The following is a 16,920-nucleotide window of genomic DNA, read 5'->3' as shown; positions in this document are numbered from 1 at the left end:
GCTGCCCCTGCAGCCTTGAATGCAGCTGCTGTCCAAGCTAAAACTGCTACTCTTTCCAAAACTCAAACTGTTGCTGCCAAACCTGTTACTAGTAACAAAGCGACTTTAGTCGGTCATCAAAAACATCATGGCAAGCACAAAGCCTCTCATACTGGAAGCACTATGAAGAAATAGTTACTTTTAACCTATATAGTTGTAGTCGCCCTGCAGAAAGTTGAATTGTAATTGTTCCGTTGTCAAAACATGTAACACAAGTTAACCCCGTTGCGTTCCTCAAGCTCTAGCGGGGTTTTTTCTATTTGGCACATACTACGTTTTTTTTGTTTTTTTTGGTTAACCTACTTAATTGTCGCCATTCGCTCCAGAAAATTGACATCTAACAACCAGGGCGTGAGATCCTAGTAAACAGTCAATACAACGGAGTGTGAATAAAATGGAACAACATCAAAAGTCAACGGTCGTGATCACGGGTGCATCATCGGGAGTCGGTTTGCAAGCCGCGAGAGCGCTTGCACAAAAGGGATGGTATGTGGTAATGGCTTGTCGGGATCTCCCGAAGACAGAAAAAGCGGCTCAGACTGTGGGAATATCACCAGAGCATTACACAATCATGCATCTTGATTTAGCTCGCTTAGAAAGCGTTCGCCAGTTTGTGAAAAACTTCAGGGAAAGCGGTAGATCCTTGGATGCTTTGGTGTGCAATGCTGCAGTTTATATGCCTTTATTAAAAGAACCTTTGTACAGCCCAGACGGATATGAATTGAGCGTTGCGACAAATCACCTCGGACATTTCCTCTTGTGTAATCTTATGCTAGAGGATTTGAAAAACTCAGGTGCTAAGGAGCCGAGACTCGTCATTTTGGGTACTGTGACGGCTAATCCGAAGGAGTTGGGAGGTAAGATTCCGATTCCAGCACCTCCAGATTTGGGAAATCTGGAGGGTTTTGAGGCAGGTTTTAAAGCGCCGATCTCAATGATTAACGGCAAAAAGTTTAAACCAGGTAAGGCATACAAAGATAGCAAACTCTGCAATGTGTTGACGATGCGGGAACTGCATCGACGCTATCACGAGTCAACGGGTATCGTTTTTAGTTCTCTGTATCCTGGATGTGTGGCCACAACAGGGTTGTTCCGCAACCACTTTCCCTTGTTCCAGAAACTCTTCCCACTCTTCCAGAAGAACATCACTGGGGGATTTGTGTCTGAGGAGTTGGCGGGCGATCGCGTCGCCGAAGTCGTCGCTTCACCTGAATACAACAAATCTGGTTCCTATTGGAGTTGGGGAAATCGACAGAAGCCTAATCGCAAGTCTTTTGAACAAGAGATGTCTAATGAGGCGCTAGATAACAAAAAAGCTGAAAAACTGTGGGACCTAAGCGCCAAGTTGGTTGGACTCGCGTGACAAAGACGGTGCGTTTTCGTTCGTGGCGATACGCCCCGATAAGTCTTTTCTCTATTTGGAGTGCGAGTGCATGTCTAAAGGACATCAGTGAGAGCTACGCGTAAGCCCAGCAGAGGCTTGCGCTCATGCGATCGCTTCGCTTGTTGCCTTACGAGCGCAAAGCGCGAGCGCATGAGCCTTCGGCAGTGAGCCTTCACGCTGAGAACATTCATCAAACGATAAATCCTGATTCTTGCGTCTCTGCATTAACCAAGGTTTTTGTCAAGCTCATTTGAATGCGTCTCCCTCTTTATTAGCGATAATTAACAATTCTGTTAGCGAAATATGACTTAACATGTAGAACTTCCAAAAAAACGGTTACCTTGGGAAATGTTGGGTTTGACTTCCTTCTACTTAACCTGGAAACTCATAAGGGTTTCAGAAATTTACCAACAAAGTCTATAATAACTGGCGAATTCATTCTCCTTTTTCTTGTCTTCTTGTATGCATTGCGATACACCCAATAATTCTGTATTCACCACTAGTTAAAATAAATACTTGACAACTCCATCTAGAAATAAATTTATGTAGAAATTAAAATTTCTGTGAAGAGAGCTTGACAAGAATTGCTGTAGGTATCTAAATAAGAAAGTGTGGTTCTAATGCACTATAGCAAAAATAGCGTTGGTACATTTCATGTATTCACTGGTCTTATATGGTTTTGAGATTATCACTATTTCATGAATGGTGATGAGTGGGGTTTAGTGGCTAAAACACCACGAGAGCCTTCCTCCGAAATCCTAAACCAAGCGTACATTGTCAATAAGAACATCTCAATTTCAAGCAAATGAAAAAAACATCCTAATTTTTGCCTCCTTATTGACAAAAATGTCGGCGCTAGTTTTAACTAGAGAAAAATCACTGAAATCGTAAATAATATCCTTTGGTGGATACCTTAGTCAAGATTTTTCTCAAGACTAACTTTAGATGCGTTTGACATGCCTGAAATTTGCTCATGATGTTATTAGCCTAATATTAGGCTAGCAAAAAAATAGAATAGAAATTTAGGTTGACAAAAAAATTTAGATTGGGTGGAGAAGTTAAGTTGATGTACAGGCAATTTTCCCCTAACTGTTTTCTGATATACAAAGAAGACAGATTGAAGTTGAAGATTTGGCAAGCGAAATTTTAGAGAACTCAAATAGAACTTACACAGTATACAAGTAGAGGATGATATGCATCTGCAAAACTGCAAGCATAGCGGGTTTTTCCTAAAAAGGATTTACCAAGTTTTTATGACTTCCTCATCAATTCCTCAGTTTTGAAATCTATTTTGAACATGAAGATTCTAGTTAAGCCTAAGTCATGCATCCTGCAACGGCTAAAGCTGAAGCTTGGACTGAATACGCATCATCAACTTTTTGACAATGCGTAAGTTCCCCCAGATATGGCCTCCCTGGGCTGCCAAACCAATAGGGAGGACACTTCCGGGTTAGTTGCATATCTTCAAAGAAGCCATCAATGAGCCTGCTAGGGCTCATTGATGATGCAGCCATGAACGCTGAGGATTCACCATCTTACTCAACATCTGCGACAAGCGCATGTGCGTTTGTTTCACATTTTGATAGCAACTGGCAAAGATTATGACACACCATTCCAGCAAACAACAAGTTCTTGTAGAGCGAGCTTTTGAAAACTACGACTATAATAATGTCGGTAAATATTTAACACCTTTTCAACGTCAGGTGTTGCTGAAGAATTTGCAAGCGAATTTGCAACCTGAATACCGTCGGCGAATGGAAATTATGTTGCTAGCGGATATGGGGAAAACTCAAACCCAAATTTGTCAAATATTGGGTTGTTCCCAGGAAATGGCACGGTATTGGATTGCTGTAGCACAAGCAGGTCTGGCAGACAAATGGTTAGAACGACCTATCGGTAGACCGAAGACAGTCAATGATCAATACATCGAACGGTTAAAAGAATTAGTCAGCGACAGTCCACGAGAGTACGGCTATGCATTTGGTTATTGGACAGCCCAATGTTTGAGTAAACATTTGGCACAAGAATTTGGTATTGAAATCAGCGATCGCCACATCAACCGTTTGCTAAAACAAATGGGGCTTTCTACCAAACAAACACGCAATAGAGACCGCGAACAAGTCACCAACCACACGAAGGATGATGGTATTAAAATTGATGATCTTCAATCCACAGATGCGCATAATTTTCAGTTGTCATTTCATTTCATGCCGACGAGTAACTCGCTCTTAAAATGGAGCTAAGCAAATGACTTCTGTTTTTTCTCAAGCGACTCTCGGTGAAAAATTCACTGCAATTTTGAGTGAGACACTTTCACAACAAGAACTACAAAGCTGCTTGGACTCAGTAGAAATCATCGAGCCACCAGTAGCAAAGGTGTTCTGGCAAGCAACAGATGCTGTTTCTGGTATCTACATTGTCCTTGCAGGTAAAGTCAGACTGCTAGATAGCGCTAATAACCGCATCACCACCCTTTCTGTAGGAGCATCATTTGGAGAGACTACTCTGTTTCGAGAAGATAGTTTTGAGCAATACGCTGCTAGAGCTTCTACAGGCTTAAAGCTTTGCTATTTCAAGGCAGAGATATTACAGGCTTTGATGGGTAAATATCCTAACATCCGCTCTAACCTTACTAGACGTGCAGAACTGTGGGATTTGCTGCTGTTATATCAAAAGAATTCTCAACAAAATAAGAGTTCTCCCGAAGAAATGCTCAAAGCCTTGTCACTCTTCGAGAGGCATAATATAGAGACACTAGGTGAGTTGTCTGTTCCAAAAGATGCCAAATTGTGGCTACTACGTCGGGGTCAAGTCCAGCATTCTGATGGTAGCTATTTGACACCGGGTATTATCTATGCGGATCTAAAGCCAGGTAGTTGGCAAGTAAAGCAACCAACAATTGTTTACATTCTAAAGAATTCTCTGATTTCTCCAGCACAAGAACACTGGTCACAATTAGCAGAATTCACCAGTTCTGTTTCAAGTATCAATAACAATCAGACCACTTCTAAAGCATTTGCAGAACCATTAACTAATAACAATGTTATTAACAATGTTATTAACAACGTTATTCCATTTCCGCCATCAGATGCATTACCAAAACAAGAGCAAAAGGTACGACGAGCATATTTTCCTACCCCAAAGGTAACTTTCGGTCAACTGTGGGGACACTTAACCAAACGGTATCCTTTCTTTGAACAACAAAGTGCTTCTGACTGTGGTGCAGCCTGCTTAGTCATGATTGGTCGCTATTGGGGCAAACGCTTTAGTATCAACAGATTGCGGGATGTCGCTAACACCAGTCGTAGTGGGGCATCTTTGCGAGGTGTGACAGCAGCTGCAGAAAGCATTGGTTTTTCTACACGTCCGGTAAAAGCTAGTCTTGATAAACTTGGACAACAACCTCTGCCTGCGATCGCGCATTGGGAAGGAAAGCACTTCATCGTTGTTTATGAAATCACTCCCAAACAAGTGATTGTTGGCGATCCCGCGATTGGTCAACGGACTCTGACTACGGCAGAATTCAAAGCTGGTTGGACGGGTTATGCATTATTATTACAACCCACAATAGAACTCAAAGACGCTCAACAAGAGGGTACACCCTTCTGGAAGTTTTTTGAGTTAGTCACACCACACGCTTGGATACTGCTAGAAGTGTTCATCGCTTCAGTGTTAATTCAGGTGTTTGGACTGGTGACGCCTTTACTGACTCAACTGTTGTTAGACCGTGTGATTGTCCAAGGAAGTACCCTGACACTCAACGCTGTTGGCTTTGGTTTGGTGATTTTTAGTTTGTTCCGGATTGCGATGAACGGAGTGCGGCAATATCTGCTGGATCACACAGCAAACCGAGTCGGGATGGCATTGATGGTGGGTTTTATTAAACACACTTTCGCATTACCTCTCTCATTCTTTGAATCGCGTTATGTTGGGGACATTATTTCTCGTGTTCAAGAAAATCAGAAGATTCAGAGTTTTCTGACAGGTGAGGCACTGTCAATTTGTCTGGACTTACTGACAGTGTTTATTTACGTAGGGTTAATGTTCTGGTACAACTGGCAAATGGCATTGTTCGTCCTGTTAATTGTGCCGCCCTTTTTTCTGCTAGTACTTATTGCTACACCTTTATTTCGCCGCATCAGCCGTGAGATTTTTAACGCTGTCGCTGATGAGAATAGTTATTTAATTCAATCTCTGACAGGAATTCGCTCAATTCGCTCAATGGCTATTGAGCAGACGGTGCGCTGGCATTGGGAGGAATTGCTGAATAACTTGATCAAAAAAATGTTCCACGGGCAGCTGGTGAACAACCAAATGCAAATTTTTGCTTCTACAATTGAATCGCTAGTCACCACGGGATTGCTATGGTTTGGGGCGTGGCTTGTGATTCAACAGCAGCTCACGATTGGGCAATTGGTTGCTCTGAATATGTTGTTGGGCCATATTATTCAGCCTTTTCAGCGTTTGAGTACACTATGGAACCAATTGCAAGAAGTTCTCGTTTCTACCGAACGTATTAACGATGTGTTGGAAGCAGAACCAGAAGAAAATTTACAATCTTCATCTCGTCGATTATTGCCGAAGCTTCAAGGGAGAATTCGCTTTGAGCGTGTCACTTTCCGCTATCACCCAGAAAGTGAAAACAACGTGCTGGAAAATCTCAGTTTTGAAATTCAGCCCGAACAAACTGTGGCAGTCGTGGGGCGAAGTGGTTCTGGAAAAACTACTCTTTCCAAGCTGTTGTTAGGTTTATATCTTCCTACAGATGGTAAGGTGTTAATTGACGGTCACGATCTGACTGCTATCTCCCTGCGATCGCTCCGACAGCAAATTGGCGTTGTCGATCAAGACACCTTTCTATTTGGTGGTACAATTCAGGAAAATATCAGCATCGCTCACCCAGAAGCCTCTGTTGAAGAAGTTATCACAGCCGCCCATTTGGCTGGTGCAGATGAGTTTATTCAGCGACTACCAATGGGTTATGAAACTCAAATTGGTGAAGGAGGCGGAATGCTTTCTGGTGGACAACGCCAACGCTTAGCGATCGCTCGTGCATTGTTGGGTAATCCCCGCTTTTTAATTCTTGATGAAGCAACTAGTCATTTGGATAGTGAATCAGAACGCATTATTCAGAAAAACCTTAAAACCATTCTTCAAGGTCGTACTAGCTTAATTATTGCCCATCGCCTTTCCACTGTACGCAACGCGGATTTGATTTTGGTTTTGGATCGAGGCGTGTTAGTGGAAAGCGGTACCCACAATGAATTAATCGCCAAAAAAGGTCATTACTTCTACTTGAATCAGCAACAGTTAGCTCAAACAGTTTGAGTTCAAAATTTGAGTTCAAAATTGTCTGTACAGAAATTAGAACTTAGGCTGTCTGTTCATCTTGCTATCTTGGAAAAAAAACTATGCCACACTCATCTCAGAGTTCATCATCTGTACTCCTCCCACCTCAGAAGGTTGAGACTTCTGAGGTGCTTCACCATCAGACAGATACACTTGGGACAGATACACTTGGGACAGATACAGTAGGTAAAGCGAGCGATTGGTATTACGCGACTGAAGAATTGTTAGATGCTTTACCGCGAGTTTGGCCGCGTTCTGTTATGTATCTCCTACTTAGCTTGAGTGGAGTCGTCTTACCTTGGGCGGTACTGTCTAAAGTAGATGAGATAGGAAGCGCGAGAGGGCGTCTAGAACCGCTAAAAGCAACACAAAAATTGGATAGTCCAGTCAGCGCGAGTGTGACTCATGTAAACGTTAAAGAAGGTGAAAGCGTCAAGTCAGATCAGATTCTATTAGAGTTGGACTCAAATGTCTTAAAAACTGATTTAGAACAAGTTTTAAAAAAGCTAGAAGGGCTGCAAAATAAACTGGAGAATTTAGAACTACTCAAAAAACAGTTGACGCTGTCTATGCGCACTCAACAGCAACAAAACCAGGCTCAACAGTCAGCACAACTTTCTCGGATAGAACAGGCGCAACAGAATCTCAATTCTCTTAAATCTGTCTACAACTTACAGAAACAAGAAAAACTGGCTAAAGTCAATCAGATGCAGCGAGCTGTTGAGTCTAACAAGGCAGCCGAAAAGCTCGCAGGAGTGAGTTTTCAAGCTTCTCAAGAAAGAGTATCACGTTATGAACAAGCTTGGAGGGATGGTGTCATGTCTCAAGATCGTTACTTAGAAACAGATCAGTTGGCGAAAGAAAACCATGAACGCCTTATAAAAGCTCGTTCTGACACTTTTCAGACGGAAGAAAGCCTTAAAGAGCAACAAAGTGCTTATCAAAAGATGCTTCATCAAGCTCAATCTGAAATCCAACAAGCCGAACTCCGCTTGCAACAAGAACAACGCAATTACCAAACTCAGCTTTATACAGGTCAATTAGCATACCTGAAAACAGAAGAAGAACTCAAACAATTGCAAACACAAATCAAAACACTGCAATCAGAAATCAATCAGACAAAAAGCCAAGAAATATCCTTGAATATTCAGTTGAACCAACGGATTGTGCGATCGCCGATTGACGGTGTCATTTTTGCATTTCCTTTTCAAAAGCCAGGAGCTGTAGTACAAGTCGGTCAGATGATTGCCCAAATTGCAGCCAAGGGAGATCCTCTGGTGATCAGAGCGCAATTACCTAGTCAAGAAAGTGGTTTTTTGCAAGTGGGAAACCCTGTCAAAGTCAAGTTTGATGCCTATCCCTTCCAAGATTATGGAGTTGTACTCGGACACGTTAGTCGAATTTCACCAGACTCCAAAGTGGTAGAAACCAAGCAAGGCAACATGGAGATTTTTGAGGTGGAAATTACTTTAGCTCAATCTTACATTCAAAATGGCAGCAAACGCATTCTCTTGACTCCCGGTCAAACAGCAACAGCAGAGGTTATTGTCCGCCAACGCCGAGTGATTGACTATGTTTTAGATCCGTTTAAAAAACTGCAAAAAGGAGGTCTAGATTTGTAAAACTCAAGATCAATGAACAATAAACAGTGAACAGTAATAACTGGTAACTGATAACTGGTAACTGGTAACTGATAACTGATTTGTCAAGAGCTTTGAGTGATGAATTAAGAATTTTAGCTAAAAAATCTTAACTTTTGATTTCAACCAAGATTAATGACGAGGTGACACAGTGTTACAAGTTTTAAACGTATCCCAGGAAGACATTTTTTATCAACTCAAAATTTCTTGCCAAATTCCTACTTTATTGGAAGGTATTGCCACTCGAAAAATTATTCTTGATGCTGCTAACCAAGCTGGCATTAAAGCTGAAAAAGAAGAACTTCAGCAATCGGCAGATAGTTTGCGATTAGCACATAACCTCTTGAAAGCCGAGGATACTTGGGCATGGTTGGAAAAATATCATCTTTCAGTAGATAACTTTGAAGAAATAGCACAAATCAATGTCATCTCTAATAAATTGGCGATGCATCTATTTGCAGATAAAGTCGAACACTTTTTTTACGAACACATACTTGATTTTACGGGAGCAGTCACATATGAAGTGATTTTAGATGATGAAGATTTAGCTATGGAATTGTATGATTGTGTAGAAGAAAAAGAAATCACATTCCAAGATATTGTTCGGCAATATATTCAAAATCCAGATATTCGCCGTGCAGGTGGTTATCAAGGAATCCAACGTCGCACAGATTTTAGACCAGAAATTGCTGCAGCGGTTTTTGCTGCTAATCCTCCACAAATCCTTAAGCCAATAAGTACACAAAAAGGATCACATCTCATTTGGGTTGAGGAAATTATTCAACCACAATTAGATCAGCCATTATATGTTAAGATTTTGGGGGATTTATTTGCAAATTGGTTAAAGCAACAAATTGCAGAAATTAAAATTCTGACTCAGCTAAATTTAGACAGCAATGTTCAATCAAAAACAGAACAATCACAATCAGTGGATGCAGCGTGAAGCAGCATGAGAAGACTAATTCATATCATGTCCGGATGAACACTTGTAATAAGGGATGACACACCGGACACGGGACGCGGAGAGTTTTGAATTGATTTGTCATTAGGCGGACATGATATCATGACAAGACCAATTGCTGTTATGCAGGTGAGCGCGAGTAAAGAGAAAACCTAAGATTGTAAGGTGTGTTATCGAATAGTAACACACCTTAATTTGTACACATACACTTGTCTAATCTAGAGGTTTCGTATCTTTCCAAGCTTGTAGCCAAAGTTGAAATGATACGTTTATTATTTGCTCTCTGACTTCTTGATTTAATTCAATGGGGAACCACTTTTCTACTTTGAGAACGTGATAACCTAATGAACTTTGAACCGGACCAATGATTTCGCCTTCTTTCGCGTTGTTGATAGCTTCAGCAATTTCCGGTAAGAGTTCTACTACATAACGAATACCGACAAAGCCACCGTTTTCTTGGGATTTTTTACCCTTGGAGTATTCCAAAGCTAAAGCACAGAAAGAAGTGTGTTCCTCGCGCAGTATCTGAACAATTTTCCAAGCAGTTGCCAGATCAGGAACTAGAATTTGTGATAGTGCTACTCTTGCGTAGCGATCGCGATTGAGGGTATATTCACCATCTACAGCTGCACCAAATAAATATTCTTTAAGTTTTTTGTCTAAAAGTTCTACTCTAATTCCTTCTGACCATTCCTCTACACTAATACGCTGCTGGTTTAACCACGCCAAAGTTTCTTCAATTCCCCATAACTTGTGTTTCTGGCGAAAAACATCTCCAGCTTCTTGCCATTCTTCTTCGGACACATTAATTCCTAATTTTTCGCAAATGGATAAGATTAATGCATCCCGTTCAGTCGCAGCAGCCATTTCAGCAAATTTAGCAGAACGACGCAGATATGCAATCACATCTTGTTCTGTTGCGGAAGGAATTTCTGGTAAAGAAAATTCTTGATTTTTTTGCGATTGGGCAATAAGGTCTTTTGTTTTGTAAGATTCTTCCAAATCGTGCATAGCGGTTTTTACGAGTGTTTATTGTAAAATTTATCGATTCGGGTTTTTAACATCAGAAAAAAAACCGGTTTTTTTGAATCAGTGATCAGCGCTATTTAGAACTGTGGACAAAAAGTTTTTCTGGTGGAACTTCTTGGATATTGACGCGGTTGCGATGCATGTCGCCATATAAATTGAGGTATTCTATTTCCTGAGGCGTTAATTTACCCTTTTGGACAGCCTTAATCGCGGCGTCTATATGTTCACGCTTTTCCCAACCAGCTAATGCCACATCTACACAATTCTGACTCAAGGAATAGCGATATAAATCTGGGACTGAAGGTTGCCAGCATTGAGATGGTAAGCCTGCTGGAGGATGCCATAATGCATTAAACATACCAGCTGACTTAAAGGTAACGATACCTGGGCGGTGTGGATCTTTCGCATCCAAATGAGAGAAAACCTTTTTTTGAGCTGTGCGATGTGCAATGTTATGCCTAACCATGACAACATCTAACAATGAACTATTTAACCACTGCTGTGCTAAATCGTGGTCGTGGAAAGAAGCACCAATATAGCGTACAGCACCCATTTTTTTCAAACGTTCTGAAACGCCAAACATTCTTTCTATGTTTCGCTGACAAAGCGTATCACGCCCCCGAATATCATTAGAGGCGCTGATGCACTTCTCGAAAGAATTCGCATTATGTTCATCAATCCAGCCCCAGAAAAACACATCAACGTAGTCTATACCCAAGTCTACAAACTGGTCAAATAAATAAGTGGTTACTGTGTCTGGAGTTCTGATCATATAAGTGACAGTTGCCAGAACCACCTTTTCGCGCACCGAGGAACCGCGTCCGCATAATTTGCGGAGTGCTTCTCGCATAGAACTGTATAGATATTGATGCAGATCACTGGAATAGAAAAAGTAATTAATTCCTTGATCAAAAGCGTACAGGGTATTTTCACTGGAAATATGACCACCACCACCCAATCCCAAACAACTAACCGTTAAGTCAGTTCGCCCAAGTTTGCGGTAAAAAGGTAAGTCCGACTTTGGGAATCTACTGTTAGCAAGGGCAAGTTCATCCTCTTGGTTGACGGGTTTTTGCTCAGTATTGGGGACAAGATTCGTGATTTTCATAAGTTCAACGGGGTGTAGATATCCTCAGAACTGGCATTGAGATAAGGACGTTGCAATTCAATGTTTAGCAAAGAGAATTGTTGCTGAATTGATGTCATCCGACTTTCTGGAGAATTGTCTCCTTGGTGCCAAGTTTCAAGTATTGCATTCGCCACTATTTGGCAACGATTCATACCAAAACTTTCTTGTTCTCCAAATTTTTGGTCTGGTTCTTCAGCGAGTGCTAATCCTGGTGCAAGAAACTTCGTAAATAAAGGCACTTCAGGTTGAAAATGAGATTGATTTTGTGTGTATACTCTCTCTAGTACAGCACGGAAAATTTCATACTTGTTTTTATCAAAATAAAGCACCGCAGAGTCGTAACGCCCATAATCTTGGGGGTTGTATAGCGCCTTAAAGTTGAAGGGAATTGGGATGGCGTTCAGTTCAGCAGTTAAGCTATTCATGACTGCAACTGCGCCTTCAGTTGTTAAGTTAAAGTAAATGCGTACGATATTTGCTTCGCGATAGGATCCTGCATTGCTAACTGCCATATAAAAGCCGCTTTGCACCAAATTCTTGGGCATTTTGATGGCTACCACGTCACCTATATTTACGGTTTGGTTTTCTGGTGGCAAATGGCGATCGCGTTCGATATGCAGTGTCAATCCTCCATGTTGTACCGCTATTGCCCCATCAGTTTCTTCTTTTACGACTATCCAACCGGGGCTAAAGTACCCTTCACCGGTATTGCTTTTATGCAAGCGGTCATAAAACGCTATATCTACACCTAAAAAAGTGTTATTCTCTTCTAAATTCTGGTTCAGTGCTAAATTCGTATCATCTGTATCTGTATCTGATGCCAAGATACGTTTGAGTGAACCGTTGTAATAAGTACCGTAAAGAAAATTACGCAGTTGCACATTGAGATACTTATTCTGCAAATCAGAGGGCAATTTTTGAAAGCGCGCGACAGCCTCAGATGGCAACTCTAAGGGTTTGTAGTCTGGATGACGAATACACACATGAGATTCAATCTGCAGCTTATTTATGATATCTTGCAGTGATGTCTGCACTAAATCAGGCGCAGTTTGTGGTTGAGTTTGCAGCGAATTTAATAGTTGCATGGGTGCTTGGTATGTCATTAAGCGAGTGGAGAGAAGCTTGTGGGAGTGAGTTCTGATGCTTGCTTGCCAAAAATCGTTGGGATGGATTGTTCGGGACGGCATAATAAAGACTTAGCCACCTGAAGCATACAAATCCCACGATTGCCAAAGGATTTTTGGTATTGAAGGGTTGCTTGAATAATGCTAATCAACGACCAACCCGAAAATTGCACCACTCGTCGCAAGAAATCAGGGCGACGATCTAAAATTTCTTCAAAGTGGGTCAAATAAGCAATCACTAAAGCACTCAGGGATGGTTGCAATTGTTCTAGAGGAGTTATTGCTAAGCGCAGAGATTCATCGATACTCATCGCTTTACCAGCCATCAAGCTGCCCAACCAAATATGTAAATAGCTACCGATAAGAAAACCTAAATCGAATGCTGGATCTCCCCAACTGCAACGTTCCCAATCAATGATTCGCAGCTTGCTATTATCGGATGATGACTCTTGAAATTCAGCCTGCTCCCAATGAGTGGACAATAAGATATTGTTCAGCTTCAGGTCATTGTGTGTCAAACAACAGGAGTTTAAAGAAGAAGCAAGTTCTGCGATCGCTTGCCCCAAGCTGTCATAACGTTGATAAAGAGCAAAGAATTTAATTCCATCAGCGGGAACCAAACCAAACATTTCTGGACCAATACGTTCCAACCTTTTTACCAAAAAATGAGCGACATCAGTTACTTCCTCTTGCTTTCCAGAGAAAAATTCTTGATAGTCTTTACGCTCAAAAGTTAGGCGATGAATTTTGGCTAGAATAGTACCCAGGGCAGTGGCAATTGCGGGCGGGAAGATATTTTCTTTGGCGTAGAAATCGATTAAGTCGCGGTAATCATTCAAATAATTAAAAACAATGATGGACTCTTGGGCATCAAAATAGAGCGCAGCCGAAATTGAGTCACGAATCTCGTTTAATTCTGGAAATTCTTTGAAAAATTCATGAATTCGCCACTCTCGTAAAAACTCCCCTGCTGTTTCACCATCTTTAGCTCTAGGTTCTTGCTTGACAAGAAGTTGACGCCCCTCTGGCAAATTCAGTAACAAGTTAAAGTTTTTGGCGTGTTTTCTTTCTATTTTACTCTGAGCCTCTGCTTCTGAAGAACAGAGTCCCTGCTTAATCAGATACTCGAAAACATTTAAAGAACTTAATACAAATGCCATAAATTCAAACTATCAAAAAATACAAAAACAGGTTTTTTAGTGTTGATTTTTTGATAACACCAAAATGTATAAATTGGAAAATCTTTCTGTTTTTTACAGATTTTTATGAAAAAAATATAATCTAAAGCTTTTACTAAGCTTGAGATTATCTCTTTCTTTTATCCTTAAGGTAATGAAGCTAGCAAGTCAAGCTTTATGCATTTATTTTTCAGACATAATTCCCACAGATGTGTCTAAAAAACAAGTTGCCCTCTTCTTAATATCAGACTACAGTTGATTTTATATAAACTTTATATTTTGTTCTAGAAGCAGAGCAGCAGTTTTGTTATCTAGGCTAATATCTTCTGCAAAAATAGCACGATCATTAACCGGAATGACTATTTGTGATTGAGTATAAATTGACATACTTTCACTAACAACACTGACTATCAAACCTCCCTTAATCTCTCGAATCTCCTCGCTTGTTAGCTCATGCAAAAAGCTTTCAGTATCCTCGAATAGTTCTGAACCCACTGGACGACGTAACTGAGAAATTTTAATGCTAGACATTCTAATCCTCTCTTCATGAACTTGGTTTAAGAACTGTCTATAATTTAATTTGCAGACTGAGAACTAAAATCCTTCATTATTAAGAATAATCGGAGCTGAAACAGCTCCGATTCTATTTGACTAGTCACATTAATATGTACCAGTAACTTAGTACTGCATTTCATAAATTCGTATCGCCATAAAGCTTTGTAATTGCGCTGAGCGCGCAGTCATCGCAACTACGAACTATGACGCTACGAATTTGTGCAATGTTGTATTTAGGTACAAATGTGAGTAACAGCGAAGAACAAGACTTAAATGTATGAAACAGTTAATTTACTTGCTCTCTATGTCTCATTCAAAAATACTAAATAGATTACCAAGTGACGTTTTTGGTGACATCTGTTTTCACTTGAGTGATAACGCTCTGTGTTTGAAGTGATACAGTTTGAGAGTTAATACTGATCACAGAACTGGTAACGTCACTTCCACCTTCTCCACCAATTGCCATGGAAACTTCTTGTTCGTTCAATTCGTTAAGGTAGCTTTCAGAATCTTGGAACAATTCAGAACCAGCTGGACGCAGTTCAGAGATTTTGATAATAGCCATGTTCTTTCTCCTGATAAACAATAGTGTGTTTGGTGATGCAAGGATTTAACATTTGTTTGTTTCATCCTTGATTTCATAATGAATGATTTCAGTTAGAAAAACAAGCTTTTTTGATCTACTTTTTTGGCACAATTATGGTTATTTTGTCTTCAATTTTAAATATTTGATAACAATAATTTTTATCAAAAAAAAGCTGAAAATACTTACCAAAATGACATTTTAAGATGTTTTGGCAGTGGAACTAGAATATTTCTGTTTCATGAATGAGAGCAAACCTTCAAGTGGAGATATCTATTGATGTAATTGTAGATCTCAGTCAGGAAGCAAGTTTGAGTCATAGCTCTGAAATAGACTATAGTGAAGAAATTTTGTCTTTTTAAATTCAAAAAAGAAAAAGTAGAGATGATTCAACAAGAAAACTTACATATAAACACAACAATAGCCAGGTTTTTCAGATAAACTTGAAAAACCTGGTTTCTATGTAAGTCTTAAAGAATTGTCTCTACTTTGTTTACGTTTAGTCAAAAGAGATTAGATTTTTAAAAAAAATTTCTTGACTACCTCAATATCAGGTGATATGAAATTTTAATGACTCGTCAAAACAATCGATTTCTACCTTATGGTAATACAGGGAAAATGATGTCTCGATAAAAACAATACTGTTCAGATAAAATAACTGTTAAGAACGATAGCCTTTGTAGAGACGAGCTATTTGAAGCGTCTCTATATCCAGACAATCTTAATAAAGACTTTAACTGAACAGCATTGTCTGCCAACAATGGAGTTGAAATCTAACTATTTCATAGAATACAACTATGACAAGTATTCTCATGTCAGCGAAGAAGCTTTATTTATTTTTCACTTTAATTTTAATATCTACATCGTAGTAGTTGGTAATAACACTCTCCGAATAAATCGATATACTATAGGTGTCTATACTAAGAACAGTAGGATCACTATCCTTGTCCTTACCTCCAAAAATTGACATTTCCGAATCGCTTAACTCATTGAGGAAGCTTTCAGAATCTTGGAACAATTCAGCACCAGTGGGACGCAGTTCATCTATTTTGATAATCGCCATTTTTCTTGTCCTCGTAACGAAAGAAATTGTGGGTTGAGTCAGGCTATGATAAAACCTTTCTGGTGAAATCATTGATAATATCATTCCTGAAAAAACTCATAAACTCAAGCTTTTTTTCTCTCTTTTATAGGCACAATTAAAGGTGTTATGTCTCTAAAATTCAGTCAAAGATTGAGAAGTTCCACAAACATCGCAATCCTAAATCATAAGCCCTCCCTTGCCCGCTGCGCGAATGAAAAATGAGAAACCCGGTTTCTGGCAAAAACCGGGTTTCTGGACTGCGGAAAGTGCCGTAGGCATTCCCATCAACAAGTGAGAAGTTCAACAAATAAATATACCAACAGTCTGAAGTTTTTAGTTGAGGACATTTAAATATAAGTTATGCCAATTTGAAAAAAGAATGCGACAGATACACACTCCCAAACCCTTGTTATCTTAGGCTTTCTTCCGGATTGAATGTTAGCGTAGCGTGCCGTAGGCAGCGAATTTTGAATTGGTATTATGCCACCTCTACCATATCTCCTACAGTTAGAAGGCTTTGAGCTAAAGCAAGTTTTCATAACAGCTTTAGCAGATATTAATCAAAGAGTTTTGTCTTTTTCAGGTAATTGTTTGGGTTTACAAGCTAAGAGATGATTTATAAAGTAAACCTTAAATTGTAGGGTGCGTTAAAGCAACGCGTAACGCACCACTAGATGCGGTGCCCTGCGGCTCATATCAAGTTCGGATGATTAGTTATCATTGCAGTCCTCGTGTTACCCCTCCCCAACCCTCCCCGCGAGCTCGGGGAGGGTGCCCGATAGGGCGGGTGGGGTATTTCGGGATTTATAAGTGATTAAGCGAACTTGATATCATTCCTACTCTCTAAAGACGCTTCATACCTTAC

Annotated in this window: 13 protein-coding genes; 6 read left to right on the top strand and 7 right to left on the bottom strand. The window is 40.2% G+C overall.

Annotated elements, in window-relative coordinates:
* Nucleotides 1–15 precede the first annotated feature (15 nt).
* The 6 genes from DP117_RS17760 (at nt 16) to DP117_RS17735 (ending at nt 9,355) form a co-directional block, all read left to right on the top strand.
* Nucleotides 16–174 carry a hypothetical protein gene (locus tag DP117_RS17760; RefSeq protein WP_169219612.1) on the top strand — a complete coding sequence of 53 codons (159 nt, stop codon included), beginning with the start codon at nt 16–18 and terminating at the stop codon, nt 172–174.
* A 259-nt stretch (nt 175–433) separates the two neighbouring features.
* Entirely contained in the window at nt 434–1,402 is a 969-nt protein-coding gene (locus tag DP117_RS17755; RefSeq protein ID WP_169219611.1) for a protochlorophyllide reductase, read from the top strand.
* 1,622 nt (nt 1,403–3,024) lie between these two features.
* Nucleotides 3,025–3,666, top strand: a complete 642-nt coding sequence (locus DP117_RS17750) for a helix-turn-helix domain-containing protein (protein ID WP_169219610.1) — start codon at nt 3,025–3,027, stop codon at nt 3,664–3,666.
* A 4-nt stretch (nt 3,667–3,670) separates the two neighbouring features.
* Nucleotides 3,671–6,751 (top strand): peptidase domain-containing ABC transporter, encoded by a 3,081-nt coding sequence (locus tag DP117_RS17745; protein ID WP_169219609.1) that lies wholly within the window; start codon nt 3,671–3,673, stop codon nt 6,749–6,751.
* A gap of 83 nt (nt 6,752–6,834) precedes the next feature.
* A complete protein-coding gene (locus tag DP117_RS17740) occupies nt 6,835–8,394 on the top strand; it encodes an HlyD family efflux transporter periplasmic adaptor subunit (RefSeq protein WP_169219608.1) in 1,560 nt (519 codons plus the stop codon).
* Nucleotides 8,395–8,563: 169 nt separating this feature from the next.
* A complete protein-coding gene (locus DP117_RS17735; RefSeq protein ID WP_169219607.1) occupies nt 8,564–9,355 on the top strand; it encodes a peptidylprolyl isomerase in 792 nt (263 codons plus the stop codon).
* A gap of 231 nt (nt 9,356–9,586) precedes the next feature.
* Here DP117_RS17735 and DP117_RS17730 read toward each other — a convergent pair whose 3' ends face one another.
* The 7 genes from DP117_RS17730 to DP117_RS17700 all read right to left on the bottom strand — a co-directional run bounded on the left by DP117_RS17730 (nt 9,587) and on the right by DP117_RS17700 (nt 16,034).
* Nucleotides 9,587–10,384 carry a peptidylprolyl isomerase gene (locus DP117_RS17730; protein ID WP_169219606.1) on the bottom strand — a complete coding sequence of 266 codons (798 nt, stop codon included), beginning with the start codon at nt 10,382–10,384 and terminating at the stop codon, nt 9,587–9,589.
* Between the two features lie 91 nt (nt 10,385–10,475).
* Nucleotides 10,476–11,510: an aldo/keto reductase gene (locus DP117_RS17725; protein ID WP_169219605.1), complete on the bottom strand. Its 1,035-nt coding sequence runs from the start codon at nt 11,508–11,510 to the stop codon at nt 10,476–10,478.
* Nucleotides 11,507–12,616, bottom strand: a complete 1,110-nt coding sequence (locus DP117_RS17720; protein WP_169219633.1) for a T3SS effector HopA1 family protein — start codon at nt 12,614–12,616, stop codon at nt 11,507–11,509. The genes DP117_RS17725 and DP117_RS17720 overlap by 4 nt, the downstream gene beginning before the upstream one ends.
* A gap of 17 nt (nt 12,617–12,633) precedes the next feature.
* Nucleotides 12,634–13,815: a phosphotransferase gene (locus DP117_RS17715; protein ID WP_169219604.1), complete on the bottom strand. Its 1,182-nt coding sequence runs from the start codon at nt 13,813–13,815 to the stop codon at nt 12,634–12,636.
* Nucleotides 13,816–14,094: 279 nt separating this feature from the next.
* Complete coding sequence (locus DP117_RS17710; protein ID WP_169219602.1) at nt 14,095–14,364, bottom strand: hypothetical protein; 270 nt, start codon at nt 14,362–14,364, stop codon at nt 14,095–14,097.
* A gap of 355 nt (nt 14,365–14,719) precedes the next feature.
* Entirely contained in the window at nt 14,720–14,953 is a 234-nt protein-coding gene (locus tag DP117_RS17705; protein ID WP_169219603.1) for a hypothetical protein, read from the bottom strand.
* A gap of 847 nt (nt 14,954–15,800) precedes the next feature.
* The gene (locus DP117_RS17700; RefSeq protein WP_169219632.1) at nt 15,801–16,034 is read right to left on the bottom strand and encodes a hypothetical protein; all 234 of its coding nucleotides are present in this window, start codon (nt 16,032–16,034) and stop codon (nt 15,801–15,803) included.
* Nucleotides 16,035–16,920 lie beyond the last annotated feature (886 nt).

Source organism: Brasilonema sp. UFV-L1 (assembly GCF_012912105.1).
Lineage (GTDB): Bacteria > Cyanobacteriota > Cyanobacteriia > Cyanobacteriales > Nostocaceae > Brasilonema.
The sequence above is the reverse complement of the archived record's forward strand: the minus strand, read 5'-3'. Positions and strand labels throughout refer to the sequence as shown.